This is a genomic window from Roseburia sp. OM04-10BH, from assembly GCF_003462605.1.
GTDB classification, from domain to species: Bacteria; Bacillota; Clostridia; order Lachnospirales; family Lachnospiraceae; genus Roseburia_C; species Roseburia_C amylophila.
Window position 1 is genome coordinate 56,599 of record NZ_QTZI01000009.1, and the last position, 15,380, is coordinate 71,978.

13 protein-coding genes are annotated in these 15,380 nt (G+C 41.7%); 7 read left to right on the forward strand and 6 right to left on the reverse strand.

From position 1 onward, the window contains the following. Positions 1–205 precede the first annotated feature (205 nt). Both DXB43_RS10185 and DXB43_RS10190 read left to right on the forward strand, forming a co-directional pair. Positions 206–790, forward strand: a complete 585-nt coding sequence (locus tag DXB43_RS10185; RefSeq protein ID WP_117947483.1) for a manganese efflux pump MntP — start codon at positions 206–208, stop codon at positions 788–790. An 18-nt stretch (positions 791–808) separates the two neighbouring features. Then, positions 809–1,777: a calcium/sodium antiporter gene (locus tag DXB43_RS10190; RefSeq protein WP_117697919.1), complete on the forward strand. Its 969-nt coding sequence runs from the start codon at positions 809–811 to the stop codon at positions 1,775–1,777. 110 nt (positions 1,778–1,887) lie between these two features. Here the strand turns inward: DXB43_RS10190 and DXB43_RS10195 are convergent, their stop codons facing one another. After that, positions 1,888–3,129, reverse strand: coding sequence for a hypothetical protein (locus DXB43_RS10195; protein ID WP_117947484.1), 1,242 nt, complete (start codon positions 3,127–3,129; stop codon positions 1,888–1,890). A gap of 485 nt (positions 3,130–3,614) precedes the next feature. Between DXB43_RS10195 and DXB43_RS10200 the strand changes: the two genes are divergently transcribed. The 5 genes from DXB43_RS10200 (at position 3,615) to metG (ending at position 9,966) form a co-directional block, all read left to right on the forward strand. After that, positions 3,615–3,980 (forward strand): zinc ribbon domain-containing protein, encoded by a 366-nt coding sequence (locus tag DXB43_RS10200; RefSeq protein WP_022244247.1) that lies wholly within the window; start codon positions 3,615–3,617, stop codon positions 3,978–3,980. Positions 3,981–4,106: 126 nt separating this feature from the next. Then, positions 4,107–5,309 (forward strand): BMP family ABC transporter substrate-binding protein, encoded by a 1,203-nt coding sequence (locus tag DXB43_RS10205; protein WP_117947485.1) that lies wholly within the window; start codon positions 4,107–4,109, stop codon positions 5,307–5,309. A 10-nt stretch (positions 5,310–5,319) separates the two neighbouring features. Next, positions 5,320–7,023 carry a methyl-accepting chemotaxis protein gene (locus DXB43_RS10210; RefSeq protein ID WP_117947486.1) on the forward strand — a complete coding sequence of 568 codons (1,704 nt, stop codon included), beginning with the start codon at positions 5,320–5,322 and terminating at the stop codon, positions 7,021–7,023. 105 nt (positions 7,024–7,128) lie between these two features. Continuing rightward, positions 7,129–7,311, forward strand: a complete 183-nt coding sequence (locus DXB43_RS10215; RefSeq protein WP_227701260.1) for a hypothetical protein — start codon at positions 7,129–7,131, stop codon at positions 7,309–7,311. Between the two features lie 645 nt (positions 7,312–7,956). Further along, entirely contained in the window at positions 7,957–9,966 is a 2,010-nt protein-coding gene (metG, locus tag DXB43_RS10220) for a methionine--tRNA ligase (RefSeq protein ID WP_117842250.1), read from the forward strand. A gap of 75 nt (positions 9,967–10,041) precedes the next feature. Here metG and DXB43_RS10225 read toward each other — a convergent pair whose 3' ends face one another. The 5 genes from DXB43_RS10225 to DXB43_RS10245 all read right to left on the reverse strand — a co-directional run bounded on the left by DXB43_RS10225 (position 10,042) and on the right by DXB43_RS10245 (position 15,239). After that, positions 10,042–11,217: an ABC transporter permease gene (locus DXB43_RS10225; RefSeq protein ID WP_117947487.1), complete on the reverse strand. Its 1,176-nt coding sequence runs from the start codon at positions 11,215–11,217 to the stop codon at positions 10,042–10,044. Then, positions 11,204–12,373 (reverse strand): ABC transporter permease, encoded by a 1,170-nt coding sequence (locus tag DXB43_RS10230; RefSeq protein WP_117947488.1) that lies wholly within the window; start codon positions 12,371–12,373, stop codon positions 11,204–11,206. The genes DXB43_RS10225 and DXB43_RS10230 overlap by 14 nt, the downstream gene beginning before the upstream one ends. 12 nt (positions 12,374–12,385) lie before the next feature. Beyond that, positions 12,386–13,327, reverse strand: coding sequence for an ABC transporter ATP-binding protein (locus tag DXB43_RS10235; RefSeq protein WP_117947489.1), 942 nt, complete (start codon positions 13,325–13,327; stop codon positions 12,386–12,388). 106 nt (positions 13,328–13,433) lie between these two features. Continuing rightward, a complete protein-coding gene (locus DXB43_RS10240) occupies positions 13,434–14,324 on the reverse strand; it encodes an ABC transporter permease (RefSeq protein ID WP_117947490.1) in 891 nt (296 codons plus the stop codon). A gap of 3 nt (positions 14,325–14,327) precedes the next feature. Next, entirely contained in the window at positions 14,328–15,239 is a 912-nt protein-coding gene (locus DXB43_RS10245) for an ABC transporter ATP-binding protein (RefSeq protein WP_117947491.1), read from the reverse strand. Between the last annotated feature and the right edge of the window lie 141 nt (positions 15,240–15,380).

Here is a 15,380-nt window from a genome sequence, read left to right on the forward strand (position 1 = left end):
GAAAGAATTGACATAAATTATCATTTAGCGTATATTTGAATAACAATCCGTGAGGGAGTAGTTCGCGTGAATACGTGATTTGTCAACAACCTCGGTCTGATGAAGGCCTGGCAAATCTTAATGAATGAGACTCATGTATGCAGCACAGGATAACTGCATACATGCAGTCTCATTTTAAATTATACTATCGGAGGAATTTGTGTTTATGGTAATGTTCTTTACACTCTTACTGATGGGAGCAGGTCTTTCGATGGATGCTTTTGCAGTGTCTATTTGTAAGGGACTTTCCATGCGGAAGGTAAACAAAAAGCAATCTCTTGTAATTGGCTTATTCTTCGGAGGATTCCAGGCACTGATGCCATTTATCGGCTGGCTACTGGGAAGCCGGTTTGAACAGTATATTACAAGCATTGACCACTGGATTGCATTTATCCTGTTAGGATTTATCGGTGGAAAAATGGTAGTGGAAGCAATCCGGGAAAAGGATGAAGCAGTAGAAGTCGGGAAAATGGACCCGCCACTGGATTTCAAAGAGATGTTTATTCTGGCAATCGCAACCAGCATTGATGCCCTTGCCGTTGGAATCACATTTGCATTTCTGCAGGTGCCAATCGTTGAGGCAGTTTCCATCATCGGGATTACGACCTTTGTGATTTCTGTCATTGGTGTGTATGTAGGAAACTTCTTTGGAAACAGATATAAGAAGAAGGCGGAATTGGCTGGCGGTATAATTCTTATCTTAATCGGACTTAAGATTTTGCTGGAGCATCTTGGAATTTTGGCATTTTAAAAGAAGGAGGAATATAATATGACAACAATCTGGACATATGTATTACTGGTAGTTGGTTTTGTACTGTTAATTAAAGGAGCAGATTTCTTTGTAGAAGGAAGTTCGGGAATTGCAAAGAAATTAAAGGTGCCATCGTTGATTATCGGACTTACGATAGTGGCAATGGGAACATCCCTGCCGGAATGTGCCGTCAGTGTGGCAGCATCTATTTCCGGAAACAATGCCCTGGCAGTCAGTAATGTAGTTGGCTCAAATATCTTTAACCTGATGGTGGTTTGTGGCTTCTGTGCCGTAATTACACCGCTTGCAGTAGGAAAAAAGACCTTAAAGCAGGAATTTCCGTTTTCTGTGCTTATGGCAGCCCTGCTTTTAGTGCTGGGTTACATTGGAATGAGTGTTGGCAGAATAGATGGTGTGATTTTATTGATTTTCTTTGCTCTCTTCATGTTCTGGATGGTGCGTTCTGCATTAAAGGCAAGAACAGCAGGAATTACAACAGATGCTTCCGAGGAAGCAGATGAGATTGAACGCGCAAAGCCAATCCCGGTATGGCTCTGTCTTGTATACATTGTGGGTGGAGCAGCAGCCATTGCATTTGGTGGCGACATGGTAGTAGACAGTGCGTCTGCTATTGCAGCAGCATTTGGTTTGAGCCAGAATTTAATCGGGCTTACGATAGTAGCAATGGGAACGTCATTACCGGAGCTGGTAACCTCTATTGTGGCAGCCCGTAAAAATGAAGTAGATATGGCTCTTGGAAATGTCATTGGTTCTAATATTTTCAATATCCTTTTTGTTCTTGGTATTGCCGCAGCCATAAGTCCGGTCGCATTTATCATGGAAAATGTGATTGATATTGTAATCTTAATTGCCATGAGCATAATGGTACTGCTGTTTGCTTGGAGCAGGCAGAAAATAAACCGCATTGAAGGAGCAATTATGCTGCTTTCCTATGCGGGATATATGGTCTATATCTGTATGAGATAATATATTTGATAAGAAATAAGAAGCCCGTTTTTGTGGGCTTCTTATTGTATTATGTGCGCAGCAAAAATATCTGTAAGAAGCTGCCGGTGGCAGATTCTGCAGGATGCTGACTAATTTTCCGATTCTTCTAACTGGGAAAGTACATTGTTAAGCTGGAAGGTGGAGCTGTCTATCAGGTCCGGAATGGAACCTAAGTATTCCAGATGAAAGCCGGCATAGCGGAAGAAATAGGTTGTTCTTAATCCATCATCCGGGATGGCAAGCTCGATATATTCATCTGTTGTATCAAGGTCAATGAGATAATATTCATTTGTTATATCGGAGGCAGCACTGCGGGACAGTGTAAAGTCGCCATTATAAAGCATTTCAGAATAATCGGTTCCATCTACCGTCAGGGTAGAAGAAAGCATTCCCGTTTCTTCGTTGTAAGTGGTGTCATAGTAGACGGCATCCATTTCTCCGTTTCCATCCATATCTGCAGAAACAGCAGACCCCATTAAAGCGTTCAACTGAAAATTACCGGTGTAATGATATTCAGCCTTCAGGGCATTCAGCTGCTGATAAGGAACGGAAAATAAAAGTGTATCGGAATAAGACGGTGTAATAGCACCATGATTGGCGATAAAGGTAATACCGCCTCTGGTAAAATACCAGTTGCCATCCCTTAGTACATGTTCCAAAAGGTTCGAAGATACATCGGAGCCGTCATGTTTGGCAAGCTGGCTTACTTTGCCGTAGTTCGGTAACAAAAGCTGCTGGTTAATAAAAGAAAGTGCACTGTTTATCAGGGCATTGGAATCTGTAGCAATATCAGAAAGAGAAAGTGTTTTGCCATTCTCCAGATCATAATTAAACCCACCATAAGCAGCACTGTGGGTCTCCTCACTGGTAAATTCTTTTCTGGTACTCTCAAAAGAGATAATCCGGCTGTCCTGTCTGGTACAGGAAAAATCCTCATCTAAGTGATAGGCGGAAAAGGAATCCGGTGACTCAGCAAAAGAAATTCTTGCGGAAAGCAGACTTTCTAATCGGGCATCCTGGAAAGCATCCAGTTCTTCGTTTAAAGATTGTGTAATGGTTTTGGAAATCTTCAGATGACCGTCTATGGTCACCGTTGGTTTCTGATAGGAGGTATATAATAAAACAGTAGATAAATCATCGGCATGATAAGTCTCTGTTTTGGAATTAAATGTTATTGTTACCGGGTCATTCCGGGACTGTTCTGTTGACTCTTCTGTAGCGTCCGGCTGTTCACTGCCGGAATCCGTCTGTACAGAAGACTGTTTCTTCCCACCACATCCGCAAAAGACCAGGGTGGCAATACAAATCAGGGCAATAAATCTTTGCTTCATAGATATCTCCTTGTGGTTCGCATTCGTACCTAGAGTATAGCACATTTTATCTGGAAAAATCTTTAAAAAAGAATGAAGTTTTCCGGGGAAGAGGTACGAGTATTAGGAAAAATAGATATCTGCACGGTTTATCGAAGTGCGGATGCATGATAAGGGCTGCTAGGGGCACTTGGAATTTCGGATAGCATCTGGCAACGGTGGCACAGGGACGTGCCGCCGAGGCGCAGATGAACATGGATGTGAATTTGCGCCGGTTGCCGGAACAGACTAATTTTATTCGAAATTCTTAGTGCCCCTTGTAGCCCTTATTTCGCATTTGGACTCGATAAACAGTGTGGAAATCCAGCATTCTTTTATTCCACAAACCATCGAGAAAACTTTATTCTTTTTTAAAATTCGCCCAATTGAAAAGCAATATCAAGAGGTATATAATCAGGTAAAGTGCGGACGCACAGGGGAATATAGTAAGAAAAGGAGGATACACAATGGATTTTTTTGACCGCATGGGAGAGAAACTGGTAACTGCAGGAAAGGATGTCACACAGAAGGCAAAGGATTTATCCGGAACTGCAAAGTTAAACTTTGACATCAAGGCAAAAGAGGATTTTATTGAAAAGCAGTATGCACAGATTGGAAAGCTTTATTATGAAGACCACAAGGAAGAAGCAGATGGTGCATATGGACAGCAGATGCAGGCAATTGCAGAGGCATTTGCAGCAATTGACCATATGAAAGAGGAAGTATTAAAGATTAAAGGAGCGCGTCAGTGCCCGCAGTGTGGCGCTACTGTGCCGGAGGACACAGAGTTCTGTGGAAAATGTGGAGCAAAACTGAATATCTTTGAAGATTAGTGGACAACCTACCCATTTGTTTTGAGAAAATCATACCAATGGGTAGGTTGTTTTATGAAAAAACATAAGATATAATAAATGGTATACCAATAGGGAAGAGAAAGGTATAGGGAGGTGCAGTAATTTATGGAGAAACGAATGATAAAGCTGACCGGTGCTTTATTACTGGTAGCCAGCTTGGTTTTTTCCGGGTGCGGGAAAAGCACGCAGTTAGACGATTATGCTACCAATGAAGGCAGTGACAGCGTAGAAGAAGGCACGGAAGCAGTGGCGGATAACACATCGGGTGATACCGGGGGGATACCGAAGGATGAGATTAAGGTAGGTGTCATTCATCTATCCGATCCGGCAGAGGGAAGTGGTTATACATATACCCATGATCTTGGTATTCAGGGAATGCAGCAGAACTTAAATCTTTCCGATGACCAGATTGTGCGTAAAATTAATATTTCGGATACTGATGCAGATGCAACCAGAGCAGCAATACAGGAATGCATTGACGAAGGCTGTAATATTATTTTCACCACAAGCTGGGGTTATATGGAGACCACCGCAGAGATGGCAGAAGAATATCCGGATATTTATTTTTCCCATGGAACCGGATATATGAGCAATGGAAAGAATTTCAATAATTATTTTGGAAGAATTTATCAGGCACGTTACTTGAGCGGAATCGTGGCGGGCATGAATACAAAGTCCGATAAAATCGGTTATGTGGCAGCGATGGATTCAACTAATTCAGAGGTAACCGGCGGAATTGATGCATTTGCAATGGGAATTTATTCTGTCAATCAGAATGCAAAGGTCTATGTAAAAGTTACAAACAGCTGGTTTGATCCGGACGGAGAGAAGGCGGCAGCAGAGACGCTTCTTAACATGGGCTGTGATGTAATTGCACAGCATTGTGATACAGAATATCCGCAGACATTGGCACAGGAAAAAGGTGTTTATAGTATCGGTTATAATTCTGATATGAGTAAAAATGCACCGGAGGCTTGTCTTTGCAGTGTTATCTGGAACTGGAGTGCCTATTATACATCAGCAGTGCAGAGTGTTATCGACGGAACCTGGGATGGCAGCAATTATTATGGAGGAATGAATGAGAACCTGGTAGGACTTACGTCGCTTGCTGATTTCTGCGCAGATGGAACTACGGAGAAAGTTGAAGAGGCAAAGGCAGCAATCCTTTCCGGGGAAAATGGCGTGTTTGATGGTGTAATTGAGACCAATACCGGAGAAACCGTAGGAAAAGAAGGAAAAACATTAGATGATGCGACAATTACCGGAGGAATAGACTGGTATTTTAAGACGGTTGAAGTGGTAGAGTAGGGGGATGCAAATGAATCTAAAGAAAAAAATTCTGGCAATTACAATTGGACCGGTATTGATATTAGGAATTATCACCATACTATTTACCGTAACCATGGTAAAGAATTCCATGATGGATGAGACAAAGGATGCATTAAAGGGAACCGCTGCCGCAACGTTGGCAGCATATGACCAGAATACCGGAGATTATCTTGAGACCAGCAATGGGGACATCTGGAAGGGAAGTTACAATATTTCCAAATCAGAGAATCTGGTAGACCGGATTAAAGATAATACCGGAATGGATGTAACTTTTTTCTATGGAGATAAACGAATCATGACTTCAGCAACGGATGAGAATGGAAATCGTATCTTAAAATCCAAAGCAGGAGATGTCATTGTAGAAAAAGTATTAAATGGTGGAGAAGAATATTTTAGTGAAGCAGTATCTATAGAAGGAACTTTAAATTATGGTTATTTTATGCCGGTATATCAGAATGGCTCCGATACAGATATTGTGGGAATGGTATTCGTAGGAACCAATAAGCAGGATAAAGATGCTGTTGTAATGCGGCTTTTAGGATCGATTGTGGCAGCGGTGGTGGCAATTATGCTGGTCTGCCTGATTGTCAGCACGAAGCTGGCAAGCACTATCAGCAGGAATATCAGAACCAGTATTAAAACGGTGGAGAAGATTGCAGCAGGCGATTTGAATGTACAGGTGAATAATAAGCTGCTTAAGAGTAAGGATGAAATCGGAGACCTTTCCAGAGTTACGATTACCCTGCGTGATGCGATGCAGCGGACAACACTTGAAATCAATCAGAATGTGCAGAAGTTGTTAGAGGCATCTTCTCTGCTTGGAACAGCGGCCGATAATACCAATGGAACCATGAATAAGGTGCGCACAGCCGTAAACCGTATTGTAGAAAATTCTACGGAGCAGGCAGAGAATTCAAAGAGTACCTCAGAACATATGCGGCTGATGGGAGATAATATAACAGAGACTTCTGCTGAGGTGGAGGCATTAAACAGCAATGCGGCATTTATGCATGAATCCAGTGAAAAAGCAGCGGAGACACTGGCAAATCTCCAGCGCATCAATGGCGAAGTAGAGCGGATTATTGGCGAAGTACAGGAACAGACCAACCGTACCAACGATTCTGTCCAGCAGATTTACAAAGCAACCGCATTTATCGCATCGATTGCAGAAGAGACAGATTTACTTAGTCTGAATGCATCCATAGAGGCAGCCAGAGCAGGAGAGAACGGAAAAGGATTTGCCGTAGTTGCAGAACAGATTAAGAAATTATCTGAGCAGTCTAACCAGTCCAGCAGTGAGATTGAAGAGACTGCCATGATGTTAAGTGAGGATTCCCAGAAGGCTGTAGAGATTATGCAGAAGATGCAGGAAATCATTATGAGCCAGAGTGAGAGCATGCAGGATACCCAGAAGGTGGTGGAAGAGGTTGTGGCACAGATAGCCAATTCCATGCAGAGTATCCAGCAGATTAAAGAGACCACAGAGCATCTTGCGAATGTGAGAAATGAGGTTCTGCAGGCAGTTGAGACTCTTTCTAATATAGCGCAGGACAGTGTATCCGGAACGAAAAAGACTTACGAAGATACGGAAGAGGTTGTAGATACCTTTAAGCAGGTATACATGAGCGCAGAGCAGCTTCGTGAGATTGCTGACCAGCTGGCAGGAAGCGTACAGTATTTCCATGTGGAATAAATATACAACCATAGCAATTCTAAAATTGTGAAAAAGTGCCTTTGAAATCGCAGACTGAAAAGTTTATCATAAAAAGCGAAAATATGCGGTGTCAGAGGTGAGAAAATGTATCCAATTGGAGCATATATTGTAAAATCAACAAATGGAGTATGCAAAATAAAGGACATTGTAAATCCGGATTTTGTAGCAGATTCCAACAAATTGTATTATAAAGCTAATCTATCAGAGGAAAAAGACGCGCCAGGAGCAGGGAAAGAAAACAACTACAGTAGATGGACGTTATTTTAATCTGGCAGAAAATCTTCTGTATTCTGAACTTGAATTAGTATTGCAGAAAAATAAAGATGAGATTTACCAGATGATAAAGGCAATTTGTGAAGCTTAAGGATATCGGATGGTCCGGTTGCAAAGGTTGACTTTTCAAATAAATTGTGTTAGTTTTACACCTAGATGATAAACGCAAGGAAGAAGAGAGTACATTTATCGGAATTGTACAGAGAGTTCCAATGAACCGCAGGGTTTAGCTGAGATGGAATCAAGGGTGATAGATGGAAGATGGCTTTGGAGTGGCGGGGCTGAATCCTAAGAGACAAGGCTTCGACAGGACCGCCTGTTATAGCGGGAAGTATGGCAGGATACTTCATGAGGCACATATTGTAAGGTATGTGTAAAATAGAAGTGGTAACACGGATAACACCCGTCTTCTTTCATTAGAAGGCGGGATTTTTTTTCGCGAGTAGCGATGAAAATGCCGTGCTTGCACGAGCATTTGAGGAGCACCGCGAAAACCTGTGAAACGAAGTTTCTCAGGTCGCGAGTAGCGAAAAGCGGCTCGCAGGAATGCTTGTGAAACGAAGTTTCTCAGGTCGCGAGTAGCGAAGCGGCTCGCAGGAACGCTTGAGGAGCACCAAAAGTATAAAAAGGAGAATGAAGATGAGCAGCAAAGGAAAGTTTTACATGACCACCGCGATTGCCTACACATCAGGTAAACCGCACATTGGAAACACTTATGAGATTGTACTGGCAGACGCAATCGCAAGATACAAGAGACTGGAAGGCTATGATGTATATTTCCAGACCGGTACCGATGAACATGGACAGAAGATTGAATTAAAGGCAGAGGAAAAAGGAATTACACCGAAGCAGTTCGTAGACGAAGTTGCCGGAGAAGTAAAGAGAATCTGGGATTTGATGAATACTTCTTATGATAATTTCGTGCGTACTACCGATGAAGACCATGAGACACAGGTTAAGAAGATTTTTAAGAAACTTTATGATAAAGGTGATATTTATAAGGGTTCCTATGAGGGACTTTATTGTACTCCGTGTGAGTCTTTCTGGACGGAGTCCCAGTTAGTAGATGGAAAATGTCCAGACTGTGGCCGTGAAGTGCAGCCGGCAAAAGAAGAAGCATACTTCTTTAAAATGAGCAAATATGCAGACCGGTTAATCGAATATATCAATGAGCATCCGGAGTTTATCCAGCCGGTATCCCGTAAGAATGAGATGATGAACAACTTCTTACTTCCGGGACTTCAGGATTTATGTGTATCCAGAACCTCATTTTCCTGGGGAATTCCGGTAGACTTTGATCCAAAGCATGTAGTATATGTATGGCTGGATGCACTGACCAACTACATTACAAAGATTGGCTATGATGCAGATGGCAATTCTTCCGATTTATTCAAGAAGAACTGGCCGGCAGATTTACACTTAATAGGAAAAGATATCATCCGTTTCCATACCATTTACTGGCCGATTTTCTTAATGGCATTAGACCTGCCACTGCCAAAGCAGGTATTTGGACATCCATGGCTCTTACAGGGTGGCGAGAAAATGAGCAAATCCAAGGGAAATGTAATTTATGCTGATGATATGGTAGACCTCTTTGGTGTAGATGCAACCCGTTATTTCGTATTGCATGAGATGCCATTTGAAAATGATGGAATCATTACCTGGGAGCTGGTTGTAGAGCGTTTCAATTCCGACCTTGCCAACATCCTTGGAAACCTGGTAAGCCGTACCATTTCCATGAGCAATAAATATTTTGACGGTGTCGTAAAGAGCACCGGAGTCACAGAAGAAGTAGATAATGACTTGAAGGCAGTTGTAACCGGCGCAAGAGATAAGATTGCAGATAAGATGTCCGGACTTCGTGTGGCAGATGCCATTACAGAAGTATTTAACGTATTCCGCCGCTGCAACAAATATATCGATGAAACAGCACCTTGGGTACTGGCAAAGGATGAAGCAAAGAAAGACCGCTTAAGCGAAGTGCTTTATAATCTGACCGAGTCCATCGCTATCGGCGCAAGCCTTTTAGCAAGCTTCCTACCGGAGACTGCAGAGAAAATCGCAGCGCAGCTTAATACAGGACTGCGTGGATTTGATGAGCTGAATCAGTTTGGACTTTATCCAAATGATAATAAAGTAACGGAGAAACCAGAGATTCTTTTTGCAAGATTAGACCCGAAGGAAGTAATGCCGAAGGTAGAAGCAATCCGCGCTGCCCAGAAAGCAGAATTCGAAGCAGAGCAGAAAGCATTAGGCAAAGATGTACCGGTAGAAGGTGCAGGAAGTGATGAAAATGCAAAAGTAATCGACATCGAGCCAAAAGAAGAGATTACCTATGATGATTTTATGAAAATGCAGTTCCAGGTTGGGGAAATCATCGAGTGTAAGGCAGTAGAGAAATCCAAGAAATTACTGTGTTCACAGGTAAGAATCGGAAGCCAGGTAAAACAGATTGTATCCGGTATCCGCAAACAGTACACACCGGAAGAAATGGTCGGCAAGAAAGTTATGGTATTAGTAAACTTAAAACCGGCAAAACTTGCAGGTGTATTATCTGAAGGAATGTTACTTTGCGCAGAGGATGAAAATGGAGAATTAGCACTTCTGACACCGGAAAAGGATATGCCGGCAGGAGCAGAAATCTGCTAATTATAAGATTTTCAGATTAGCTATATAAAGAACCCCCGGAAGAACTATTGCAAATTGGTTTTTCCGGGGGTTCTATTATGCGTTGCGGCTGCGTTTCTGGTATTTGCTGGAAACCAGATAAATACAGAATATTGCGACGAAGAAGCCAAACTGGATACCGATAAAGCGCCAGTATTTCGCAGTGGTAAGTATTTCATCCGATATACCGCCCAGCATGGAATTGAGGCGGATATACCAGTAGGTTGGAAGAAAATGCGCCACAGCAAGAACACCTTTTCCCAAAAGGTATTGCGGAACGAAGATTCCGGAGAGGAAACTCAATCCCAGGGAGGCAACATTTGCAATCATACTGAGGGACTGCTGTTTGAGTGCAAAAGTACTTACAAGGAGCGTAAGTGCTATGGAAAACAGCAGAACCATGGCACTGTTTAAAAGAGAGTGGAGTCCGTTTATCGAGAACAGAGTGTCTGGTCCGTAGATAAAAAGTGCAGTCAGGATAAAGAGCAGCCATACAAAGAGACTGAATACGATACATCCTAAAGTAATCTGCGCATTTCTGGACTTTAAGGAAAGAGAGGAGCAGGAAATCCTTGCACCTAAATCTTTCTGGTTAAAGGTCATCAGAATAGGAGTCATACCAAGTAACAGCATATTAATGAGTACATAAGGAAGATACTGGAAGAAATAGGTAAGTCCAATCTGTGCACCATCCGTTTCCTTTTCTTCAAGCTTAAGAACCGTAGTATCGTTTCCTTTGGAAAGTGATTCACTGGATTTTGTTACTGCTTCGGAAAGAGAGAAGCCACCAGCCATAAATAAGCGGACACTGGAAAGATACTCAGTTACCTGCTGGTCTACAAAATAGCCATTGGAGTTGTCCTTTCGCATGGAAACCGGAAGGAAATCTCTGGCATCAGAATCAGTAAGCTGTTCTTCAAAACCTTCCGGGATGGTTAAAATATAGTCAACCTTTTGATAATAAAGGGCATCCTGTAAGGTCATAGTATCCGTATCCTTTAAAGTGACCGGATTGTGCATGGAGGAAAGATAATCACTTAAAGCGTGGCTTGCAGTGCTGTTATCCTCGTCAATAATATAAATGTCTGCCTTTGTGGCAGCAAAAGAAGTTTCATGGTCGGATGCTCCGATTTTACTCATGGCAATTACAACAACGGTAAAAATAATATAGTATAAAAGCACCGAAGGAAATTTCTTCTTTGCAATTTTCAGAAAAGTTTTAAATACTTGCATATCTTTTCCTCCTTGTCAGTAAGAATCCACCCAAACAGAAGAGAGCGGAAATGCCAATCAATGTCAGAATACATTGGTAATACTGGTTTAGGTTATCCTGAATGCCCAGTGTATAGAAGGCACGGGAAATCAGGGCAGCCGGTGAAATCCGGTTGATAACCGGGCAGGTATTCTCGACAATGATCCACATATTTCCAACCATAAGCCCGCTTAAGAAGCAAAGCAGCAGACTGCCGGAGACAAGAATTCCCTGTTTCGTTCCCTCGGAAAAGGCTCCGATGGCACCTACGAAAAAGCCCATGGTAGTTCCGGTCAGACAGCCGACAAATACCGTTAGGATTGCCAGTGGGAGATGGTAGGTTAAATCAATCTTAAGCACCAGTACAATAAATGCAAAGGAAACCAGATTACAGATAAACTGGAATATCACATTGGAAAAAAGCTCTGCTATAATGACCTTCATTTTATGAACCGGAGAGATATTGCGTCTTGCACCAATGGCGGAGAGATTTCCCTGGTTATTGAGGGAAATATACAGTCCGGAAAGGCTGGTAAAGAGGCATGCCATAGCCATCAGATTGTAAAAGTACTGTGTATAAGTATCGGTATTATGTTTGTTTAAAGAAACTTCTTTGGTATAAGTAACCTGCTCAGAGAGACTTTGAAGCAGTGCTTCTAAGTTCTCCGGGTGATTTTTTGCAGTATCCGCAATGGCAGAAACCGAGGAATTGTACTGCTTTACAAATGCCTGCAAAATACTCTGATTCATGCGGACGGTATCAGAGCTGGAAGAAGAAACCGTAAGGGAAAGTGTGACTGTATCAGATGCAGAATCATCTGTATACAAAATGCCATCCACTGTCTGGTCCTTTAACAGGGAAACGGCTTTTTCTTCTGTGCAGTAGGTTGGAACAAAGAGGGCAACGCCATCTTTTAATTCCATTTTTTCTAAAAAGGTCTTGATATTTTTTAATGCATCCGAATTATTTTCTTCTACAACAGCAATGGAAACCGGCTTTTGTATTTCGGAACTGCTGATATTGGAAAATGCTACCTTGAACATAATGCCAAGCAGAATCGGAAAAAGCAGTATCCAGAACATCTGCTCCCTATTTCTAAGGAGAATCCGGAAATGATATTTCATGATTTGAAGCATATCTTTCTCCTCCTAGTCTCTTAATTCTTTGCCGGTAATCTCTAAGAATACGTCATTTAAGGTCGGAAGCTCGGAATACACTTTTCCGAAGGTAATCTCATGCTGCTGCAGATAATCCAGCACATGAATGAGATTGTGGCTTCCACCGCTGCATAAAACGGTCAGCATGTGATTTTCGTAAGTTACTTCATAAACATGTTTTAAAGCACGGATTTCATCGATTGCTGCATCCGGCAGGTCTAAGATATCAATGGAAATGCTTTCGCTCTTCTTAATCATCTGCTTTAATTCATCCTTCGTGCCGATGGCAAGATTTTTTCCTTTGTCCATAATGGCAATCCGGGAACAAATCTGTTCCACCTCTTCCATGTAATGGGAGGTGTAAATGATGGTGGCACCGTTCCGGTTCAGCTCCCCGATTCCCTCAAGAATCTTATTCCGGCTCTGCGGGTCAACGGCAACGGTCGGCTCATCCATGATAATCAGCTTTGGTTTATGGGCAATGCCGCAGGCAATATTTAACCGCCTTAAAAGTCCGCCGGATAATTTCTTCGGAAAGAATTTACGGAAATCATCTAAGCCTACAAAAGCAATGGCTTCCTCTACATACTGTTTCCGGAGTGCTTTATCTTTTACATAAAGCCCACAGAAATAATCAATGTTTTCATATACCGTCAGTTCATCCACTACGGCAACGTTCTGCATAACAACGCCGATTTGCCGCTTTAGGTCATAACTATCCGGGTTCATCTTTTTCCCAAATACTTCAATGTTTCCTTTGTCATAGGAAAGCAGGGAAAGAAGGCAGTTGATGGTCGTAGTCTTGCCGGAACCGTTTGGACCGAGCAGACCGAAAATCTCACCTTCTTCAATCTCTAAGTTAAAGTGGTCTAATGCTACAAGCTCTTTGTAGCGTTTCACCAGGTTTTCTATTTTTACAACTGGGGTACTCATAGGTTTCCTCCTTTTTTAGGGTAATTGCTTATAACCTAAGTATAGGGAAAAGAGGTACAGAAGGTAAGTGCATTCTGTCAGGAAATAAAATGACATTTGTCATATCTTAACGTTCCTGTTGTCTTTTCCTTGAAAGAATAGCCGTTGCAAGACCAAGGAAGATAAGACCTGAGATAAACATATATAGTATTTTCATATGAGGGGAAAGAGTGGCATTTCCAAAAGAAATGGTAAGTCCCATATAATCCGCATATCCGGTCTTTATTTCGGAGGGGCAATGAAACCATTGCAATTCCTGATTCATCCAGATTTCACGAATGGCGGAAGCCCCCTGAAAGGCTGGAAGAAAGCGGATGATATATTTAAGAGTCTGGGGCATATTGCCGTATGGAACATAAATTGCAGCAAAAAATCCAATCAGAGTACCCAAAAGCGTGGTCAGACCATTGAATGCACTATTGGTATGAATAAAAGAAGCGCATAAAAAGACAAAGGAAGCAGAGGAAAAAATAATTGCAAGAAGTGCAAAGAGAATTTCTAAAGTATCATGGGCAGTTATAAAGGAGCCATTAGCAATACCAAGATAGATGATTCCGATTATCAATGTGAGCAGGCACATGATAAAGGAGACAATAATTGCAGCAATGACATAACCTGCAACATAGTATCCACGTTTTACAGGTGCAACAAAAAATGCAGATATCTTACCGGATTCCTCATCTCTTACCATGGTTCCCACCAGAGTCATGGAAATGCTTACGGCATTGACAACCAGGATACCGGCAATGGTCCAGATAATGATGAGCGAAGATGCATGAACAGCTTCGTATTTCAGACCGGTTCCAAGAACCTGAATTGTGGAATCAATATTTCCCTGTCCGAGAAATGCAATCATAAGGGTTAACACAATAAGAGTAGAAAGAAGAGAAAAGAATACACTGATTCGGTCTCGGAAATAAAGTAAGATATTACGTTTTATAAATGAAATTAGTATCATAGGTTAATCCTCCAGTTTTTTTCCTGTTATTTGAATAAAAGCATCATCCATACTGCCTTGAATAATTTCAATGCCATCATAGGGAGTGGTTATCCGGGGCATGATATGCAAAGCATCTTTGGTAGTAGATAGGGGAATTGCAATTCCGTTAGGGAGACGATAAGAAGCCAGTGAAAGAGCAGCCAATTCCCGGCTCAATGGTGTAATTTTGTCAGTATAGATTTTTAAAGTATCGGAAGCATATTTATTTTTTAACTGGGATGGAGAGCCGGAAGCAATGATTTTTCCGGCATCCATAATGCAAAGTTGTTGTGCCATAGAGGCTTCTCCCATATAGTGTGTGGTGAGAAAAATTGTCATATGGCGCTTTAACCGGAGACTTTCCAGACAGTCCCACATAAGTTTTCTGGTCTGCGGGTCAAGCCCGGTAGAAGGCTCATCTAGAAATAATATTTCAGGAGTATTCATGAGTGCCCGGGCAATTTCGCAGCGTCGTTTCTGACCACCGGATAATTTACGAAAAGGTCGTGATAATAAATTTTGAATGTTAAGAATTTCGGCAATCTCATAGAGATTTTTTTGAACCGTCTTTAAATCTTTTTCATATAGAAAGCCTCTCATCAAAAGATTTTCTTTTACTGTCAGATAATCATCTAAAGTATTATTCTGAAAAACAACTCCAATTTTATTGCGGATGGCATCGGCTTCTTTTAAAGCATCGTAATCACATATTTTGACAGTTCCTGCAGTTGCTTTCAGTAAGGTACAAAGAATATGAATTGTAGTGGATTTTCCGGCACCATTTACACCGAGCAGTCCAAATAAATCTCCTTTTTTAACAGAAAAAGAAATATCATCTACTGCTTTTATATCGGAATAATATTTTTTCAAGTGTGAAATCTGTATTGCATCCATGTTATGCCTCCTGTAGATAGAGATAAATAATAGCGGTTTTATAAATGTAGTATAGTAGAGTGAGCGGAGGACTGGTAAGTGCATTCTGTCAGGAAATAAAATGACATTTGTCATATCTTAGGAAAAATGATACAGTAAATG